The organism is Tsuneonella sp. HG094, from assembly GCF_053819285.1.
In genome coordinates this window covers 140,846-157,789 of the sequence record NZ_JBSORA010000001.1, presented here as the reverse complement: position 1 = coordinate 157,789, position 16,944 = coordinate 140,846, and the positions used below count along the sequence as shown (strand labels likewise).

Genomic DNA, 16,944 nt, shown 5'->3' with positions numbered 1-16,944 from the left:
GATCAGGCGTCCGGGCTCCATGCTTCGTAATCGCCGGTCGCCGCAGCGCGCTTGCCGCCCCGCTCGAGCGCGCCCTGCGGGCGATAGGCGGCCTGAGTGCCGGTGGCGTTGGGGGTGTAGTCGGCCTCCCAGATGCGCGCGGGCGGCAGATGGCTTTCGGGCACGCCCTCAAGGCTCCCGTGGAGCCAGCCGTGCCATTCGGCGGGGACGTTGCTGGCGTCGTTGGCGCCCGAATAGATCACCCAGCGCCGCTCGCTACCCGCGAAGGGCTGGCCGGCGGGCACGCGCTTCTTCGCACGGTAGTACTTGTTGCCAGCGAAATCGGTGCCGACCTGCTCGCCGTTGAGCGAACTCCACAGCGACGTGCCGATGGTGGCGCCGTCCCACCAGGTGAAGATCTTCGAGAGGATACCCATGGACCGCGCGCCTAGCCGATTCGCCCTACAGCGCCAAGCGCCTACCAATCGACTTTCGTGCCAGCCTCGATCCCGAGCTGCGCCGCGCGGCCCGCGTTAAGTTCGAGGACCGCGCCGGTCAGCCCTTCCGAGCCGACGGGGGTCAGCGAATAGGGCACTGTGTTGGCGGCGACGTTGATCACCCGCCGATCGCTGCCGATGAAGATGATGTCGAGCGGTAGAGGCGTATTCTTCATCCAGAAGCTGGCCATGTCGGGCGGATTGCGCGGGAAGATCATCCCTTCGTTTACGCCCATTTCGGTGCGGAACATGAGACCGCGCGCCTGTTCCTCGCTCGTCGCGGCGACTTCCACGCGCAGCGCGTGCCTTCCGCTTGCTGTGGTTACGGTCAGCGCGATGACGCGCAGGCCCGAGACCGGATGCGCAGCAGGTGCCTGCGTTGTCGCTGCGGCTTCGGCGGGGGGCTGCGACGAGCAGGCTGCAAGCAGCGCGGCGAGCGCCAGCGACGAAAGGCGAATCATGGAATCTCCTCGACCTCGTGCGCCCAGTCCTCGGCCTCGGCGACACTCGCAGCGTCGATTACCGCGCGGGCGGCGTCGAATCCATGCCCCGCGCGCACCATAGCGGCGATTTGCTTCTGGCGCGCGGCGGAATCGGCCGCTCCGGCTCCCCACGGCCCGAATCGGCGCCGCGAAGCGAGCGCGATCGCGGCGTGGCGCTGCTCTGCCTCGCCGCCGCGTACTTCGCCGCGAATGTCCTCGGAAATGCCCGCCGCGCCCAGCGTCTGGTCGACGCGGCGCGTACCGTAGCCGCGCCGCAAAAGGCTGCCGCTCTTGGCGCGCGCCCACGCCGCGTCGTCGATGTAGCCGAGCTCAACGAATCGCTCGACGATCCCCCGCGGATCGGCCGGTTTCTCGCCCGCCCAGCCGCGCTCGCGCAGCTTGCGAACGAGATATTGCTCGACTTTTGCCGCGCTCGTTGCAAAGCGCGCCACGTAGGCCAGCGCCAGTTCCTCGAGACGCTGGGGCTCGAGTGGAAGCGGTGGACGACGCTCTCGATTGCGATGTTCGGGCATGGTTTCGCCATATTCGTGCCACAGTGTGTAACGAATGGGAAACCTTGAACCTCACGCGCGTCGGGTCGCACCACGCGGACTGCATTCCAGAAGCGCCTGAAGAGCGCGCAGACAACGGGTTTTCGTTCCAGATATGATCGACACCATGATGAAGCCGACGCCGAACGATTGTCCCCTGCCCCGCCGCAGGTCGGACTTCGCGACCTTTGCGGAAGCCGTGGACTATGCCGCGCTGAGCGAGAAGGGCCTCAACTTCCACGACATGCGCGGCGATCTCGAGCGGCCCTATCCGTTCTCTCAGATGCGCGACGACGCCCTGAAGATGGCCTATCGCCTGATCGCTGCGGGTATCGAGCGCGAGGACCGTGTCGCGCTCGTGGCGGAGACCAGCGCCGAATTCGCCGCGCTGTTCTGCGGCTGCGTCTATGCTGGCGCGTGGCCCGTGCCGCTGCCGCTGCCGACGACGTTCGGCGGCAAGGACAGCTACATCGACCAGCTTTCGGTCCAGCTCGAAAGCTCAGACCCCAAGATGCTGATCTATCCCGGCGAGATCGCCGAGATGGCCAAGGCCGCGGCCGACCGGCAGGGCTGCCAAGGGATCAGCTGGGAAGAGTTCGCCGAGAACGACGCGCCCGAGGTGGAACTGCCCGCGCTTTCGCCCGACGATATCTGCTACCTCCAGTATTCGAGCGGCTCGACCCGCTTCCCCACCGGGGTCGCGGTCACTCACCGCGCGCTGCTGCACAACCTCTATGGCCACGCGACCGGGGTCGACCTCGGCACCAACGACCGCGTGGTGAGCTGGCTGCCGTGGTACCACGACATGGGACTCGTCGGCTGTTTCCTCTCGCCGATCGCCAATCAGGTCAGTTGCGACTATCTGAAAACCGAGCACTTCGCGCGCCGCCCGCTCGCCTGGCTCGACCTCATCAGCCGCAATCCCGGCAACACGATGAGCTATTCGCCGACCTTCGGTTACGACATCTGCGCGCGGCGCATCTCGTCGCAGAGCCATGTGTCCGAACGCTTCGACCTGTCGCGCTGGCGCACCGCGGGCAACGGGGCCGACATGATCCGGCCCGACGTGATGCAGAACTTCGTCAACGCCTTTTCCGAAGCGGGCTTCCGCGCGAGCGCATTCACGCCGAGCTACGGCCTGGCCGAAGCGACGCTCGCGGTCACCGTGATGCCGCCGGGTGAAGGCATCCGGGTCGAGCTGGTCGAGGAAGAGCGCCTGTCGGGCGCAGACCGCGATCTCAGTCGCCCCGCGCGCTACCGCGCCATCGTCAACTGCGGCAAGCCGCTTCCCGGCATGGAAGTCGAGATCCGCGGCGAGAGCGGCGCGCTCAAGGGCGACCACCAGATCGGCAAGGTCTGGTGTCGCGGCGAATCGGTGATGCACAGCTACTTCCGCAACGAGGAAGCGACGAACGACTGCCTCGTCGCCAACGCGGACGGCGAAGTCTGGCTCGATACCGGCGACATGGGCTACCTCGGCGACGGGTACCTGTTCATCGTCGGACGGGCGAAGGACATGATCATCATCAACGGCAAGAACCACTGGCCGCAGGACATCGAGTGGGCGGTCGAGCAGTTGCCCGGCTTCAATCACGGCGACGTCGCCGCGTTCAGCTTCGAGACCGAGGGCGGCGAGGAAGCACCAGCGGTGCTGGTCCACTGCCGCGTATCGGACCCCGAGGAACGCGTGCGCCTGCACGAACAGATTCGCGACAAGGTCCGCTCGATCACCGGCATGAATTGCGTGGTCGAACTGGTCCCCCCGCGCACGCTCCCCCGCACCTCGTCGGGCAAGCTCAGCCGCGCCAAGGCCAAGCGACTCTACCTCGCGGGCGAGATCGAGCCGATCAAGCTGCTCGAAGCGGCCTGAAATCAGCGCACAATCGGTTCAACCTCCCGCCTGGCAATGCTAGACGGGCCTTGAAACGCGCGCGAACTGTTTTATGTTCGCAATACAGTGCGCCGATTTTGGGGTGCCGAGAGGGAACCATGGCCGAGACGAAAACCGCTACCGCCGTCGAACTCGAACTGACGCCGCCCGATCCGGTGCCGGTCGTATCCGCCGAGAAGGCATCCGGCCTGGTCCCCGTGACCGACGAGAAGAAGTCCAAGCTCGAGGAAAAGGCCGACGCCTTCGTCGCCGACCTCGTCGCGCAGGATGCCAACTCGCCCGAGTTCGGCAAGAAGGTCGACCAGATCACCAACATGGGCCGCAAGGAAATCATGGCGGCGGCCGGCATGTCCAACCGCTTCCTCGACCGGCCGGTCCGGGCGATGGACAAGGACGAGGGCGTGGGCGCCAACCTCGCCGAACTGCGCCGCGTGGTCGAAGACCTCGACCCCGGCAAGCGCGGCGCGAAGAGCGGGCCGCGCAAGATCCTCGGCATCATCCCGTTCGGCAACAAGCTGACCAACTACTTCCGCAGCTACCAGTCCGCGCAGACGCACATTCAGTCGATCCTCGGCAACCTGTCGAGCGGCAAGGACGAGCTGCTGATGGATAACGCCGCGATCGATGTGGAGCGCCAGAAGCTGTGGGAGGCGATGGGCAACCTCGAGCAGATGATCCACATCTCGAAGGTGCTCGACGAGAAGCTGGAGGAGAAGGCCGCCGATCTCGACGCGACCGACCCGGCGAAGGCCAAGGCGATCCGCGAGACTGCGCTGTTCTATGTTCGCCAGCGCACGCAGGACCTGCTCACCCAGATGGCCGTCAGCGTGCAGGGCTACCTCAGCCTCGATCTCGTCAAGAAGAACAACGTCGAGCTGGTGAAGGGCGTCGACCGCGCGAGCACGACCACCGTGGGTGCGCTGCGCACGGCGGTGACCGTGGCCGAGGCGATGACCAACCAGCGGCTGGTGCTCAACCAGATCACCGCGCTCAACACCACGACCGCGAACATCATCGACAGCACGTCGACCCTGCTGCGCGAGCAGACCGGCAAGATCCACGAGCAGGCCGCCGCGAGCACGATCCCGCTCGAAACCCTGCAGCGCGCGTTCCAGAACATCTACGACACGATGGACGAGGTCGATGCGTTCAAGCTGCGCGCGCTCGATTCGATGAAGCAGACGGTCACCACGCTGTCGGCCGAGGTCGAGAAGTCGAAGGGCTATATCGCCCGCGCCGAAGGCCAGGCGCGCGCTTCGGCCTCTGTCGAAGAATCCAAGCTCCTGACAGCCGAATAGTGATCGGGGAGTAACCACTTGGGCGACCTCACCCGCCAGTCGGATCGTATCCTTTCGGACGCAAGGAGCCTGCGCGACGACAACCGCGACGGCGGGCGGCACCGGCGTGCGCTCGGCCGTCCGATCGGCGAAGGGTCGAAGCGGCTGCGCCAGCGGCACTTCGGCAAGAAGATTCGCAACATCCTCATCGCGCTTGCCGCGCTGTGGGTGGCGAGCGGGATCGTCGGCACGATCATCAGCGGCATCGGCTTCATGGGCGTGATGGCGCTGATCGTCGCGAGCGTGGTCGCGGTGGCGGTCCTCGGCCAGTATCCGAAGCTCAAGGTGCCGCAGCGCGCCGACCTAACCCGCACCGCCGACGCCCGCCAGCTCGTTGGGCGAACCGAACTGTGGCTCGAGGCGCAGCGCCCCGCGCTACCCGCGCCAGCCGCGGATATGGTCGGCAAGATCGGCGTGCAGCTCGATGCGCTCGGCCACCAGCTCGAAGGGATCGATCCCAATCATCCCGCCGCGCGCGAGGTCCGGACCCTCGTGGGCGAGACGCTGCCCGAGATGGTCGACAGCTATCGCAAGATCCCGCAAGCCCTGCGCTCCGAGGAGCGCGCCGGGGCCACGCCCGATGCGCAGCTCGCCAACGGGCTCGGGAAGATCAGCGACGAACTGGGCCGGGTAACCCGCCAGCTCGCCGAGGGCTCGCTCGACGACCTGGCGATCAGGACCCGTTACCTCGATTACAAGTACGGCGGCGAGGATGTCGCCCTGCCCGCCCCCGAAATCACCGGTCCGGACCCAACCCCCGATCGAACCAAGGACATCGCCTGATGCGCGTCGCCATCCCCCACAGCCTCGACAAACCGACCGTGCGCGAGCGGCTGCGGTCCAACACCAGCTCGGTCGGCGATCACATTCCCGGTGGCGGCATGGTCTCGACCCGCTGGCCGAGCGAGGACCGCATGGTGATGGACATCGGCGCGATGGGCCAGACGTTGACCGCCAACGTCGATATCGAGGAGGGACAGGTCGTCCTCAACGTCGACCTGCCGCCTGCGCTGTCGTTCATCGAACCGATGATTTCGGGCGCCATCCGCCAGCAGGGCGAAAAGCTACTCGCCCCGCCCAGGCACTAAAGGGGACGATCCCGCTCGAGGTACTCGTCGGGAATCCGCAACGCGTCGGACGCCGCCTGCGTCTCGCGCAGGAACAGCACCAGCGCCCACATCATCAGGCCGACCGCGAGCAGGAAAGTGCCCGCCGCGATCCGCTGCAGATCGACCCGCGCCAGTTCCTCGAGGAACAGCAGCGCCACCGTCAGGCCAACCGCAAGGCCGCTCGTGACCAGCAGCCGCAGCGCGCGCCCGATCAGGTTGATTCTCCGGTCGATCAGGCGGATTTCCCGCACCACCTCGTCGTGCGCCATGCCCTCGGTCTCGCCGTGGCGATTCTGCAAGGCGCGGCTGCGGTCGACCACGCGGCCGAGCCGGCTCGAGAGCAGGTTCATGATGTTGCCGATCGCCACCAGCACGAACACCGGTGCGAGCGCGAGCTGGATGGTCTGCGCGATCATGGCCGCCGAATAGCTTTCCCGCTCTGCTTTGGAAACGATTTGCCGCCCTGCGAGTCGAGCATGGTGAAAAGGGGAAACATCATGGCGGCACGCGCCTATTGGCAGGGCCAGATCCGACTGGCGCTCGTATCGATACCGGTGGAGATTTATCCCGCGACCAAGTCGGGCGCGTCGATCAGCTTTCGCCAGATCCACGAACCGAGCGGCAAACCGATCAACTACGAGAAGGTCGTCGCCGGGATCGGCCCGGTCGATCGCGACGAAATCGTCAAGGGCTACGAGGTGTCGAAGGGCAACTTCGTGCTCCTTGACGACGACGAGATCGAGGCGGCGAAGGTCGAAAGCAAGCGCACGCTCGAGCTGGTCCAGTTCGTCGACGCGAACGAGATCGACGTGTTCTACTTCGAGAAGCCTTACTACGTCGTCCCACAGGATGAACTGGCCGAAGAGGCGTTCATCGTGCTGCGCGATGCGCTGAAGGCGAAGAAAAAGGTCGCGCTGGGCCAGCTTTCGGTGCGCGGGCGCGAGCAGCTCGTGTCCCTCAAGCCGTGCGGCAAAGGCATCGTGATGGAGACGCTGCGCTACGAGGACGAGGTCCGCACCGCGCAGGGGTACTTCAAGGACATCGCGACTTCGAAACCGGCCAAGGCCATGCTCGACCTCGCCGGTTCGCTGATCGACCAGAAGACCGCTCCGTTCGATGCGGGCGAGTTCCACGACCGCTATGTCGACGCGCTCAAGAAGCTGGTCGCCAAGAAGGCGAAGTCGAAGGGCAAGAAGGTGCTCGAGGATGTCGACGAGCCTGCACCTTCGGGCAAGTCGAACGTGATCGACCTGATGGCCGCGCTGAAGCAGTCGGTCGGTGGCAAGGAGAAGGCACCAGCCGCCAAGGAACCCTCAAGGAAAGCCGCGGCGAAAAAGGCCGCGCCCGCCGCCACGGCGAGGAAGCGCGCCTGATGGAGCTCAACCCGCCGGTCCTTGTTCACTGGATCGACACCGATATCCTCCTGCGGATCGGCGTGGCGGCAATACTCGGCCTGTTGCTCGGGCTCGACCGCGAGGTGCGCGGCCGCGCGGCGGGTATGCGCACCCACGGGCTGATCTGCGTATCGTCCGCCACGATGACCGTGTCGATGATCGCGCTCTACAACCAGGCGGGCGGTCAGGGCGCCGATGTTCTGCGCATCTTCGAGGCGACCGGATCGTTCATCGGCATCGTCGGCGCGGGGCTGATCGTGTTCAGCCGGGGCAAGGTGAAGAACCTCACCACCGCAGCCCACCTGTGGCTGACCGCGGTGATCGGCATCGCCTGCGGTGCGGGCCAGTGGCCGCTGGTGCTGATGGGATCGGTGATCTCGCTACTGATGCTAACCATCCTCGGCGTGATCGCGCGGCGGTACTGGCCCGACGAGGACTTCACCAAATGAGCCGTGCCGACCCGCTCAAGGAATACAACCGGAAGCGGGACTTCAAAAGGACTGCCGAACCGGCCGGCAAGCGCGCGACCAGCGAAACCGGCAACCGTTTCATCGTCCAGAAGCACGACGCGACACGGCTCCACTGGGATTTCCGGATCGAGGCGGACGGCGTGCTCAAGAGCTGGGCCGTCACGAAGGGCCCCAGCCCCGACCCCGAGATCAAGCGCCTCGCCGTGCGGACCGAGGATCACCCGCTGTCGTACGCCGAGTTCGAAGGCTCGATACCCAAGGGCGAATACGGCGGCGGCACGGTGATGCTGTGGGACAAGGGCACGTGGGAGCCGGTCGAGGGCAAAAGCTGGCGCGACATCGACAAGGGGCACCTGCACTTCACGCTCGAGGGTGAGCGGATGAACGGCGAGTGGATCCTCATCCGCCTCAAGCCCCGCCCGGGCGAGAAGCGCGAGAACTGGCTGCTGCGCAAGGTCGAGGACAAGTTCTCCGAAGAGGGCGACCCGCTGGTCGAACACGCACTCACCAGCGTCCTCACCGGGCGCACGATGGCCGAGATCGAGGCCGACTCGGGCGGGGCGCATTCGCTCGCGGGCAAGAAGGGCAAGGCTTTCGCGGCCGAGATGGCCAAGGCGGCGGACCACAATGCAAAAGTCATCCCCCGCCGGGGGAGGGGAACCAGCGAGGCTAGTGGAGGGGTACCGGTCGATGGTGTCACGACGGCCGAGGGTGCGCCTCCACCCCGCCGCGGTGCGGCACGGTCCCCCTCCCCGTCGCGGGGAGGAACAAAGCCACCGAAATTCCGCGCTCCGCAACTCGCCACGCTGGTCGACAGCGTTCCGGCGGGCAACCGCTGGATGCACGAGATCAAATTCGACGGCTACCGCGCGCAGATCGCCGCGGCGGGCGCGGATGTTCGGGTCTATACCCGCAGCGGCAAGGACTGGACCGACAAGTTCGCGCCGCTGGTCGAGGCGGTCGCCGCACTCGACCTGCCGCCGTGCCTGATCGATGGCGAGATCGTCGCCTACGGAAGCGACGGAAATCCCGACTTCTCGTCGTTGCAGGCGGTGCTCAAACGCGGGCACGGTTCGCAGACGGCGACGGACAAGCTGAGCTTCCACGCCTTCGACCTGCTGTCGGCCAATGGCGAGGACCTGGCGAAACTGCCCAACATCGAGCGCAAGGAACGGCTGGAAGCGCTGCTCAAGCTCGCCGAGCCGCCGATCCACGTCGCCGACCACGTTCTCGGCGCGGGCGAGAAGCTGTTCAAGGCGATGTGCGACGCGGGGCAGGAGGGCATCATCTCGAAGGCGATCGACGCCCCCTATCGCTCGGCGCGCACGAAGAGCTGGGTCAAGGTGAAGTGCACCCGGCGGCAGGAATTCGTGGTGATCGGCTGGAAGAAGTCGAGCGCCAAGGGGCGACCGTTCTCTTCGCTCCTGCTTGCCCAGCACGAAGGCAAACGCCTCGTCTACAAGGGTAACGTCGGCACCGGGTTCGACGCCGGTACGATGGCCGATCTCGCTGCGAAGTTTGCCAAGATCGAGCGCAAGGAGCCTGCCGCCGAGGTCGACCGGGTCGCCGCGCGCGGAGTCACCTGGCTCGCGCCGAAGCTCGTCGCGGAAATCGCCTTTGCCGAATTTACCGCCGACGGAAACGTGCGCCACGGCAGCTTCCTCGGCCTGCGCGGCGACAAGGCGGCCGCCAAAGTCACGCCCGAAACGCCGCAGCCCGCGCCCGAGGCGGACGAGCCGGTCGAAGTTTCCAGCCGAAACCGGGTGATCTTTCCCGAAAGCGGGCAGACCAAGGGCGAACTTGCCGACTACTACGAGGCGATCGGCCCGCTCATGCTGCCGTGGGCGGCGCGGCGGCCGATCAGCCTCGTCCGCTGTCCGCAGGGTCGCGGCAAGAAGTGCTTCTTCCAGAAGCACGACAGCGGCTCGTTCGGACCGCACGTCCACCATGTCCCGATCACCGAAAAGGACGGCGGGGCGGAGGACTATCTCTACATCGAGGATGCCGCGGGCCTCGTTGCCTGCGTGCAGATGGGCACGATCGAATTCCACGGCTGGGGTTCGCGGTCCGATGCGGTCGAAAAGCCCGACCGGATGATCTTCGACCTCGACCCCGACGAAGGGCTCGACTTCGGCGACGTGAAGGCGGCGGCGAAGGACATCCACGACCGGCTGTCCGACCTCGGCCTTGCCAGCTACCCGATGCTCTCGGGTGGCAAGGGCGTGCACGTGGTGGTTCCGCTCACGCCGGGCCATTCGTGGGACGCGCACAAGGATTTCGCCAGGCGCTTCGCCGAAGCGCTCTCGCTGGCCGAACCGGAGCGCTTCGTCGCCACCATGAGCAAGGCCAAGCGCAAGGGGAAGATCTTCATCGACTGGCTGCGCAACCAGCGCGGCAGCACCGCCGTGCTGCCCTATTCCGCCCGCGCGCGGGAGAACGCGCCGATCGCGATCCCGATCGCCTGGGGCGAGCTCAAGGATTTTTCCGACGCGCATCCGTTCTCGATCTCGGACGCGAAGAAGCTACTCACCCGTGCCAAAAGCAAGGCGCTCACCGGTTGGGGCTTTGCCGAACAAGCGCTGCCGGACCTTTAAGTCGGCAGACCACACCCCATCTCGAACAAAGCAATCACAAGAGGAGCCTTGATGCGCACCGAAGCCGAAGTCGCCGCCATGTCCTGTCCCGTCTGCACCGTGCCGCTGGCGATGAGCGACCGGCAGGGGATCGAGATCGATTATTGTCCGCAGTGCCGCGGCGTGTGGCTCGACCGGGGCGAGCTCGACAAGATCATCGAGCGCAGCGCTCCCGCCCCGCAGCGCGGCACCGCGCGGCCGGAACCGAACTATGCCCAGCACGGCGGGCAGTCGCATTCGGGCTTTGGCCACGGACACTATGGCAAGCCGTACAAAAAGAAGCGCAGCTGGATCGAAGACATCTTCGACTGATCGGGGCGCTGCGGCGACAGGACGCCGGAACGTTCGCGGCTGCCCCCCATTATGTTCATGTGTCCCAATTCCCGAAAGGAATCAAAACCATGACCAATGATGATTATGTCGTCGATAACGACAATCGCACAGCCGACACCGACGATACCGCCACGCTCAACACGCTGATTGGTACCCTTATCGATTCGATCGACGGGTATCAGAAGGCGGCCGCCGATACCGAGAATCAGCGGTTCGCACAGATGTTCAACGCCCGCGCGCAAGAACGCCGCGGTGCGGTGACCGCACTGCAAGCCGCCGTCGCCCGGATGGGCGGCAACCCGGAAGACGACGGCACCACCGCCGGCGCCATTCATCGCGGCTGGATCAACCTCAAGGAAGCCGTGCTGGGCCGCGACGACGAAGCGATCGTGAATTCGGTGGAAGCGGGAGAAGACTATCTCAAGGAGAAGTTCGAAGCCGCTCTCAAGCACAAGGACCTTCCGACCGACGCTCGTGCTGCGGTGGAAGAAGCCTGGACCTCGGTCCGGGCCGGCCACGACGAGATGAGCGCGCTCAAGCACGCGATCGACTGATCCGCTCGGCGGATGAAACGGGGCGGGCAGCAGGCGATGGCCTGCTGCCCGCCTTGTTGCGTCAACTTGCGGCCAGCGCGTCGTTGGTGCCGGTCACGTTGGCGTAGGCGAAGCTGTCGAACATTTCGAAATAGCGGATCGCACGGTCCTGCCAGACGGTCCAGACGTCGATCTTTGGCGAAACCAGCTCGCGCAGTGTGCGGCGATGGCGCCAGCGCACTCGGCCGACCCACACGAACCGGTCGCCCTCACCCACGATCGCCTCGGTCTTGCTCGAAAGCATGTCCCAGCTTTCCGCGATGGCCGTCCAGTAGCCGATGACCGCGGCCCGGCCGAGGAACGGCCCACCCAGCGGATCGCCGGGGAAGCCGCGCTCGAGCACCGAATGGAACTCGATCGCTTCGTCCATGAGATCGAAGAAGCGCGCGGGAGTCGTGCCCGAGCTCGACCCCCAATCGTCGTAGGCGGCAGCGAGGCGCTGCCGGAAAAGTTCTGTCACGTGCGACCCGTTTTCGGTTTTGTCTATACAAGTGCATATCACCCGCTTCGGACCGCTCGCAACCGGCTTGCGATAGAATTCCCACGCTGCGCTAAGTTACGCAGGGAAAGTGGTTTGTTTCCCTCGATGCGCTTCGCCGGAAAGTCGGACGTTGCAAGCCGGTCACAGTCGGGACGGTGCTTTCCTCCGCTCGCACTTGGCGCTAAGCGCCGCGACCAAGCCCCCAGGCTGCGAAGGACCCACCAAGGATGACCGGCGAAACCCAGGCGATGCTCGCCAAGGCCGAAGTGCTGATCGAGGCGCTGCCCTATCTCCAGCGCTATGCCGGTCGGACGTTCGTGGTGAAATACGGCGGCCATGCGATGGGCGACCCGGAAGCCGCACGCGATTTTGCCGAGGACATCGTGCTGTTGAAGGCAGTGGGCATCAACCCCGTGGTCGTTCATGGCGGCGGGCCGCAGATCGGTGCGATGCTCAAGAAGCTCGGCGTCGAGAGCACCTTCGTCGACGGACTGCGCGTGACCGACAAGGCGACCGCCGAAGTGGCAGAGATGGTCCTGTCGGGTGCAATCAACAAGGAACTGGTCGGCTGGATCGCGCAGGCAGGCGGCAAGGCGCTGGGCGTGTCGGGCAAGGACGGCGGCATGGTCACCGCGACCAAGGTCAGCCGCACGCAGAAAGACCCCGACAGCAACATCGAAATGGCGATCGATCTCGGCTTCGTGGGCGAACCCGCGCATGTCGACACCACGCTGATCGACACCGCTGTCGCCGCCGGGATGATCCCGGTAATCGCCCCGATCGGCGCCGGCGAAGACGGCCACACGTACAACATCAACGCCGATACCATGGCCGGTGCGGTCGCCGCCGCGCTCGGCGCGGCGCGGCTGTTCCTGCTGACCGACGTCGCCGGCGTGCTCGACAAGCAGGGCGAACTCCTTACCGACCTCACCCCCGCCGACATCGCCGAGCTGCAACGCGACGGGACGATTTCAGGCGGGATGATCCCGAAGCTCGAAACTTGCGTCCACGCGGTCGAAGCGGGATGCGAGGCGGCGGTCGTGCTCGACGGGCGGGTGGCGCACGCAATGCTGCTCGAGTTCTTTACCGCGCGCGGTGCGGGCACCCTCATCAAGGCCGCGCGTTAAGGAGGGGATGAAGACCCTTCCGCTATTGCTCGTCGCGGCGCTGGCAGCGTGCCAGCCCGCTCCCGAAACCGCCCCTGAAGGCGAGGCGTCCGCAACGGGTGCCGCTCCCTCTGGCAACACATCCCCGCCCGGTGCATCCGACACCGCACCCGCTCCGGTCGCAAGCGCATCGCCCGCCACGCCTCCGCGCTTCGAACCGCCCGTCCTCACCCCGGATGCGGAGAAGGGCGAAAAGGGCGCGCGCAACGTGCTTCTGAGCTGGGGCGCGGCGATGGAGAACCGAGACTTTGCCGCCGCCAGCGCGCTGTTCGGCGGCGGGCGGAGCGACGCGAACGACTATAAGGGATACCGCGACATCACTGTCGGCTTCGGCGATGGCGATGTCGAAGGCGGCGCGGGTTCACTCTACTACCAGGTGCCCGTGTGGCTCACCGCGACCGGACCCAAAGAACCGGTGCGGCGCGAGGGCTCCATCACCTTGCGCCGGGTGAACGACGTCGACGGCGCGACGCCCGCGCAGCTTCGATGGCACATCGACTCGCTGAACTGGTAGCAGACCCGCGTATTGCCCCATTGATACACCCCCGCCCCCTCGGCTAGAGGGGCGCGGCATTCCCCGCACGAGGACCCCTGATGGACGCCCTGATCCAGATTTTCATCATGCTTGCGAACACCGCGAACATGCTCGTCATCATCTGGTTCATCATCGGACTGCTGTTCAGCTTCAACGTGATCGGCCGCGACAACCAGTTCTTCGTCGCGGTGCACGATGCGATCGCCCGGCTGTTCGAGCCGGTGCTGCGCCCGATCCGGCGGATCCTGCCCGATACCGGCGCGATCGATTTCTCGCCGATGGTCCTCCTGCTGTTGATCTACGCCATCGTGATCGTGCTCGAGAGCCTGCGACCGATCTGATGCCGGCCGACCTGATCGACGGAAAGGCGTTCGCCGCCTCGTTGCGCGGGCGCGTGGGCGAAGCGGCGCGGGCGTTCGCAGCGCGGGCGGGCCGCAAGGCGGGCCTCGCGGTAGTCCTCGTCGGCGACGACCCGGCGAGCCAGGTCTATGTCGCCAGCAAGCACAAGGCGACGATCGCCGCGGGCATGGAAAGCTTCGAGCACCGCCTGCCCGTCGACGCCGCCCAAGGTGAACTCGAAGCGCTGGTGCGCCGCCTCAACGCGGACCCGGCGGTCGACGGCATCCTCGTCCAGCTGCCGCTGCCCCGGCACCTCGACGACAAGGCGGTGATCGCGCTGATCGACCCCGACAAGGATGTCGACGGGTTGACCGATACCAACATCGCGCGTCTCGCGAACCAGCAGCCGGGCCTGTTCCCGTGCACTCCGGTGGGATGCATGATGCTGCTCGAGGACCGGCTGGGCGACCTGTCGGGCCGCGACGCGGTCGTGATCGGCCGTTCGCAGCTCGTCGGGCGCCCGATGGCGCAGCTCCTCGTCAACGCCAACGCCACGGTGACGATCGCGCACAGCCGCACGCGCGACCTCGCGGACCGCCTGCGCCGGGCGGACATCGTGATCGCGGCGGTCGGGCGGCCGGAGATGGTGACGGGCGAGATGATCAAGCCGGGCGCGACGGTGATCGACGTCGGCATCAATCGCCTTCCTCCCGCGGAGGGCGAGAGCAAGGGGCGGCTCGTCGGCGACGTGGATTTTGCAAGCGCGTGCGAAGTCGCGGGGGCGATCACCCCGGTCCCGGGAGGTGTCGGCCCGATGACGATCGCGGTGCTGCTGCGCAATGCGGTGGTCGCAGCCTATCGCCACGAAGGCATCGAGGCTCCGACAACGCTCCCATAAGCGCCGCCATTGGCACGCTGGCAGCGGGACGCTAGACCGCTTCGCATGATCCGCACCGTTATCGCCGCCGCCGCCCTTCTCGCAATCGGCGGCTGCGCGAGCGGCCCTCGCCCCGACCCCGCCGCCCGCACGCTGAAGCTGCGCGGAGAACCGAGCACGGTGATCGCCGCCGAACTCGCCTTCGCCCGCGCCGCGCGGGAGAAGGGCACGTGGACCGCGTTCCGCGAGTACGCGACGCGCGACGCCGTGTGGCCGGGACCGCAGTGGGAGAGCGTCCAGTCGGCGCTCAAGGGACAGGCCGATCCGGCACAGGCGATCGTCTGGGGACCCGACATGGTCTGGGTCAGCTGCGACGGCACCTTCGCGCTTTCGACCGGCCCGGCCACCTATCCCAGCGGTCGCCAGTCCCGCTTCGCCACCATCTGGCAACGGCAGGACAACGGCGAGTATCGCTGGGTCCTCGACCAGGGCTTCGATCTCGAGGATGGCTACGCGCAGCGCGAGATGATCTCGGGCCGGAAGGCCGAATGTCCCAAGGGTATGTCCAATCGCGTTCGGAGGGAAGCGCGGGCGCGGCGGGGAGAGGCATGGCAGAGCGGCAAATCGGACGACGGCACGCTCGTCTGGACCACCGAACTTGCCGCCGACTGCCGCCGCACCCACGTCGTCTCGGCGATGACGGACGGTGCCATGAGCGAAGTGTTCCGCCGCGTATCGGCCACCCCGCCTGCCCCCGCCGGCGGCGCGGCGCCGCGCTGCTGAGGCTGCGATGGTCGAACTGTTCCTCTCCGCCTTCATCACCTTGTTCGTGGTCATCGATCCGCCCGGCTGCGCGCCGATCTATGCCGGGCTGACCAAGGGTGCGACACCCGCGCAATCGCGCATCATGGCGATCCGGGCATGCCTGATCGCGGGTGTGATCCTGGTGATCTTCGCTCTCTTCGGCGAGGACCTGCTCGGCGCGCTCCACATCGAACTCGACAGCTTCCGCATCGCGGGCGGGCTGATGCTGTTCCTTATCGCGCTCGACATGGTGTTCGAAAAGCGCACCGAGCGCCGCGAACAGCGCGCGGAGAAGGTGGCCGCCCAAAGCGGTCCGGGGTCCGAAGTCGAGGACGTGTCGGTATTCCCGATGGCCATGCCCATGCTTGCCGGGCCGGGTGCGATCGCCTCGATGATGCTGCTCACTGCGAAGGCGCAAGGGTGGGAGAACACCGCGGTCGTCCTCGCCGCGCTCGCTGCGGTGCTGGTGCTGACCATGCTGGCGCTGATCGCCGCGAGTCCGCTGATGAAGCTGTTCGGCGCGCGCGTGGAAGCGGTGATCACCCGCCTCCTCGGCGTGCTGCTCGCGGCGCTGGCGGCGCAGTACGTGATCGACGGCTTGCGGGCGAGCTTCGGGTTGTGACCCGAACGGGCCGCCTGCTCGCCGCGGTGGCCCTGTCCCTGATGTCCAGCGCCGCGATGGCGCAGTCCATGCAGATCAGCTCGAAGGACGGCACGGCCATCGCCTACGAGTGCGCGGGGACAGGTCCCGAACTCCTCATAGTGCACGGCGGCGCGGGCGACCGGACCCGCTGGACACCGATGTTCGCGCATCTGGCGGATCGCTTCACCGTGTGCGCGATGGACCGCCGGGCACATGGCCAGAGCGGCGACGGCCCCGCCTACAGCCTCCAGCGCGAAGCGGAGGATGTTGCGGCAGTCGCGAAGGCCCGGGGCAAGCGGGTGACAGTGCTCGGCCACTCGTTCGGCGGCGTCGTGGCCTACGAGGCGGCGTTCCTGACCAGACGGATCGAGCGCCTGATCCTCTACGAACCGCCGATGCAGGTGACCGGCCACGAGCCGATCCTTGCGCGGATGGACGGACTCCTCGCGGCCGGAAACGGCGACGAGGCCATGGCTGTCTTCATGCGCGAGATCGTCCAGATTTCGCAATCCGAAGTCGAAGCGATGCGCAAGCGCCCGCAGTGGCAGGCGATGGTCGCGGGCGCGAAGCGGTCGATCGAACAGGATCGCGCGCTTGCTACCTATCGCTGGGATGCACGGCGGGCGGCGAAGCTGCGGCGGCCGGTCCTCCTGCTCCTGGGCGAGCGTACCAAGTCGGCCGACTTGCGCGGTGCGATCGAGCAATTGTCGAAGGCGCTACCCGACGACCGCGTCGTCACCTTGGCAGGGCAGGAGCACAACGCGATGGATACCGGCCGCGAAGCGCTGGCGGCAGAGATCAAGCGATTTGCGCTGGAACCCGAACGCTGA

The 16,944-nt window shown here is 66.6% G+C and carries 21 protein-coding genes; 16 read left to right on the top strand and 5 right to left on the bottom strand.

From position 1 onward, the window contains the following. Positions 1–2 precede the first annotated feature (2 nt). Genes ACWPMX_RS00810 through ACWPMX_RS00800 form a run of 3 tightly spaced genes read right to left on the bottom strand, consistent with a single transcriptional unit; the run spans position 3 to position 1,491 of the window. Positions 3–416, bottom strand: a complete 414-nt coding sequence (locus ACWPMX_RS00810) for an NADH:ubiquinone oxidoreductase subunit NDUFA12 (protein ID WP_455698152.1) — start codon at positions 414–416, stop codon at positions 3–5. 41 nt (positions 417–457) lie between these two features. Next, complete coding sequence (locus tag ACWPMX_RS00805; protein ID WP_455698151.1) at positions 458–937, bottom strand: DUF192 domain-containing protein; 480 nt, start codon at positions 935–937, stop codon at positions 458–460. Beyond that, positions 934–1,491 carry a regulatory protein RecX gene (locus tag ACWPMX_RS00800; RefSeq protein WP_455698150.1) on the bottom strand — a complete coding sequence of 186 codons (558 nt, stop codon included), beginning with the start codon at positions 1,489–1,491 and terminating at the stop codon, positions 934–936. Before ACWPMX_RS00800 ends, ACWPMX_RS00805 begins: the two co-directional genes overlap by 4 nt. Positions 1,492–1,624: 133 nt before the next feature. Between ACWPMX_RS00800 and ACWPMX_RS00795 the strand changes: the two genes are divergently transcribed. The 4 genes from ACWPMX_RS00795 to ACWPMX_RS00780 all read left to right on the top strand — a co-directional run bounded on the left by ACWPMX_RS00795 (position 1,625) and on the right by ACWPMX_RS00780 (position 5,825). Beyond that, on the top strand, positions 1,625–3,379 hold the full coding sequence (locus tag ACWPMX_RS00795; protein WP_455698149.1) for a fatty acyl-AMP ligase: 1,755 nt from the start codon (positions 1,625–1,627) through the stop codon (positions 3,377–3,379). A gap of 119 nt (positions 3,380–3,498) precedes the next feature. Then, positions 3,499–4,698, top strand: coding sequence for a toxic anion resistance protein (locus tag ACWPMX_RS00790; RefSeq protein ID WP_455698148.1), 1,200 nt, complete (start codon positions 3,499–3,501; stop codon positions 4,696–4,698). A gap of 18 nt (positions 4,699–4,716) precedes the next feature. After that, complete coding sequence (locus ACWPMX_RS00785) at positions 4,717–5,520, top strand: hypothetical protein (protein WP_455698147.1); 804 nt, start codon at positions 4,717–4,719, stop codon at positions 5,518–5,520. After that, a complete protein-coding gene (locus ACWPMX_RS00780; RefSeq protein ID WP_455698146.1) occupies positions 5,520–5,825 on the top strand; it encodes a polyhydroxyalkanoic acid system family protein in 306 nt (101 codons plus the stop codon). Before ACWPMX_RS00785 ends, ACWPMX_RS00780 begins: the two co-directional genes overlap by 1 nt. On the opposite strand, the gene ACWPMX_RS00775 is transcribed toward ACWPMX_RS00780, so the two are convergent. Beyond that, a complete protein-coding gene (locus ACWPMX_RS00775; protein WP_455698145.1) occupies positions 5,822–6,262 on the bottom strand; it encodes a DUF2721 domain-containing protein in 441 nt (146 codons plus the stop codon). The two genes, ACWPMX_RS00780 and ACWPMX_RS00775, sit on opposite strands and share 4 nt — an antisense overlap. A gap of 81 nt (positions 6,263–6,343) precedes the next feature. Between ACWPMX_RS00775 and ku the strand changes: the two genes are divergently transcribed. The 5 genes from ku to ACWPMX_RS00750 all read left to right on the top strand — a co-directional run bounded on the left by ku (position 6,344) and on the right by ACWPMX_RS00750 (position 11,230). Then, positions 6,344–7,219: a non-homologous end joining protein Ku gene (gene ku / locus ACWPMX_RS00770; protein WP_455698144.1), complete on the top strand. Its 876-nt coding sequence runs from the start codon at positions 6,344–6,346 to the stop codon at positions 7,217–7,219. Further along, positions 7,219–7,689: an MgtC/SapB family protein gene (locus ACWPMX_RS00765; protein ID WP_455698143.1), complete on the top strand. Its 471-nt coding sequence runs from the start codon at positions 7,219–7,221 to the stop codon at positions 7,687–7,689. Before ku ends, ACWPMX_RS00765 begins: the two co-directional genes overlap by 1 nt. After that, positions 7,686–10,304 (top strand): DNA ligase D, encoded by a 2,619-nt coding sequence (gene ligD / locus ACWPMX_RS00760; RefSeq protein ID WP_455698142.1) that lies wholly within the window; start codon positions 7,686–7,688, stop codon positions 10,302–10,304. The genes ACWPMX_RS00765 and ligD overlap by 4 nt, the downstream gene beginning before the upstream one ends. A 51-nt stretch (positions 10,305–10,355) precedes the next feature. Beyond that, the gene (locus ACWPMX_RS00755) at positions 10,356–10,655 is read left to right on the top strand and encodes a TFIIB-type zinc ribbon-containing protein (protein ID WP_455698141.1); all 300 of its coding nucleotides are present in this window, start codon (positions 10,356–10,358) and stop codon (positions 10,653–10,655) included. Positions 10,656–10,744: 89 nt separating this feature from the next. Beyond that, positions 10,745–11,230 (top strand): PA2169 family four-helix-bundle protein, encoded by a 486-nt coding sequence (locus tag ACWPMX_RS00750; protein ID WP_455698140.1) that lies wholly within the window; start codon positions 10,745–10,747, stop codon positions 11,228–11,230. Between the two features lie 61 nt (positions 11,231–11,291). On the opposite strand, the gene ACWPMX_RS00745 is transcribed toward ACWPMX_RS00750, so the two are convergent. Continuing rightward, the gene (locus tag ACWPMX_RS00745) at positions 11,292–11,729 is read right to left on the bottom strand and encodes a nuclear transport factor 2 family protein (protein WP_455698139.1); all 438 of its coding nucleotides are present in this window, start codon (positions 11,727–11,729) and stop codon (positions 11,292–11,294) included. Between the two features lie 248 nt (positions 11,730–11,977). Between ACWPMX_RS00745 and argB the strand changes: the two genes are divergently transcribed. The 7 genes from argB to ACWPMX_RS00710 all read left to right on the top strand — a co-directional run bounded on the left by argB (position 11,978) and on the right by ACWPMX_RS00710 (position 16,944). Then, entirely contained in the window at positions 11,978–12,877 is a 900-nt protein-coding gene (argB, locus tag ACWPMX_RS00740; RefSeq protein WP_455698138.1) for an acetylglutamate kinase, read from the top strand. Positions 12,878–12,884: 7 nt separating this feature from the next. Continuing rightward, positions 12,885–13,430, top strand: a complete 546-nt coding sequence (locus tag ACWPMX_RS00735) for a hypothetical protein (RefSeq protein ID WP_455698137.1) — start codon at positions 12,885–12,887, stop codon at positions 13,428–13,430. 80 nt (positions 13,431–13,510) lie between these two features. Next, positions 13,511–13,792, top strand: a complete 282-nt coding sequence (locus ACWPMX_RS00730) for a YggT family protein (RefSeq protein WP_455698136.1) — start codon at positions 13,511–13,513, stop codon at positions 13,790–13,792. Further along, positions 13,792–14,688 (top strand): bifunctional methylenetetrahydrofolate dehydrogenase/methenyltetrahydrofolate cyclohydrolase FolD, encoded by an 897-nt coding sequence (gene folD / locus ACWPMX_RS00725; protein ID WP_455698135.1) that lies wholly within the window; start codon positions 13,792–13,794, stop codon positions 14,686–14,688. The genes ACWPMX_RS00730 and folD overlap by 1 nt, the downstream gene beginning before the upstream one ends. Before the next feature lie 45 nt (positions 14,689–14,733). Further along, a complete protein-coding gene (locus ACWPMX_RS00720) occupies positions 14,734–15,450 on the top strand; it encodes a hypothetical protein (protein ID WP_455698134.1) in 717 nt (238 codons plus the stop codon). 7 nt (positions 15,451–15,457) lie between these two features. Beyond that, positions 15,458–16,093 carry a MarC family protein gene (locus ACWPMX_RS00715; RefSeq protein ID WP_455698133.1) on the top strand — a complete coding sequence of 212 codons (636 nt, stop codon included), beginning with the start codon at positions 15,458–15,460 and terminating at the stop codon, positions 16,091–16,093. Continuing rightward, entirely contained in the window at positions 16,090–16,944 is an 855-nt protein-coding gene (locus tag ACWPMX_RS00710; RefSeq protein ID WP_455698132.1) for an alpha/beta fold hydrolase, read from the top strand. Before ACWPMX_RS00715 ends, ACWPMX_RS00710 begins: the two co-directional genes overlap by 4 nt.

Coding starts and splice junctions, on each gene's coding strand:
- ACWPMX_RS00810 (WP_455698152.1), bottom strand. CDS start 416: ATGGGTATCCTCTCGAAGATCTTCACCTGGTGGGACGGCGCCACCATC.
- ACWPMX_RS00805 (WP_455698151.1), bottom strand. CDS start 937: ATGATTCGCCTTTCGTCGCTGGCGCTCGCCGCGCTGCTTGCAGCCTGC.
- ACWPMX_RS00800 (WP_455698150.1), bottom strand. CDS start 1,491: ATGCCCGAACATCGCAATCGAGAGCGTCGTCCACCGCTTCCACTCGAG.
- ACWPMX_RS00795 (WP_455698149.1), top strand. CDS start 1,625: ATGATCGACACCATGATGAAGCCGACGCCGAACGATTGTCCCCTGCCC.
- ACWPMX_RS00790 (WP_455698148.1), top strand. CDS start 3,499: ATGGCCGAGACGAAAACCGCTACCGCCGTCGAACTCGAACTGACGCCG.
- ACWPMX_RS00780 (WP_455698146.1), top strand. CDS start 5,520: ATGCGCGTCGCCATCCCCCACAGCCTCGACAAACCGACCGTGCGCGAG.
- ACWPMX_RS00775 (WP_455698145.1), bottom strand. CDS start 6,262: ATGATCGCGCAGACCATCCAGCTCGCGCTCGCACCGGTGTTCGTGCTG.
- ku (WP_455698144.1), top strand. CDS start 6,344: ATGGCGGCACGCGCCTATTGGCAGGGCCAGATCCGACTGGCGCTCGTA.
- ACWPMX_RS00765 (WP_455698143.1), top strand. CDS start 7,219: ATGGAGCTCAACCCGCCGGTCCTTGTTCACTGGATCGACACCGATATC.
- ligD (WP_455698142.1), top strand. CDS start 7,686: ATGAGCCGTGCCGACCCGCTCAAGGAATACAACCGGAAGCGGGACTTC.
- ACWPMX_RS00755 (WP_455698141.1), top strand. CDS start 10,356: ATGCGCACCGAAGCCGAAGTCGCCGCCATGTCCTGTCCCGTCTGCACC.
- ACWPMX_RS00750 (WP_455698140.1), top strand. CDS start 10,745: ATGACCAATGATGATTATGTCGTCGATAACGACAATCGCACAGCCGAC.
- argB (WP_455698138.1), top strand. CDS start 11,978: ATGACCGGCGAAACCCAGGCGATGCTCGCCAAGGCCGAAGTGCTGATC.
- ACWPMX_RS00735 (WP_455698137.1), top strand. CDS start 12,885: ATGAAGACCCTTCCGCTATTGCTCGTCGCGGCGCTGGCAGCGTGCCAG.
- ACWPMX_RS00730 (WP_455698136.1), top strand. CDS start 13,511: ATGGACGCCCTGATCCAGATTTTCATCATGCTTGCGAACACCGCGAAC.
- folD (WP_455698135.1), top strand. CDS start 13,792: ATGCCGGCCGACCTGATCGACGGAAAGGCGTTCGCCGCCTCGTTGCGC.
- ACWPMX_RS00720 (WP_455698134.1), top strand. CDS start 14,734: ATGATCCGCACCGTTATCGCCGCCGCCGCCCTTCTCGCAATCGGCGGC.
- ACWPMX_RS00715 (WP_455698133.1), top strand. CDS start 15,458: ATGGTCGAACTGTTCCTCTCCGCCTTCATCACCTTGTTCGTGGTCATC.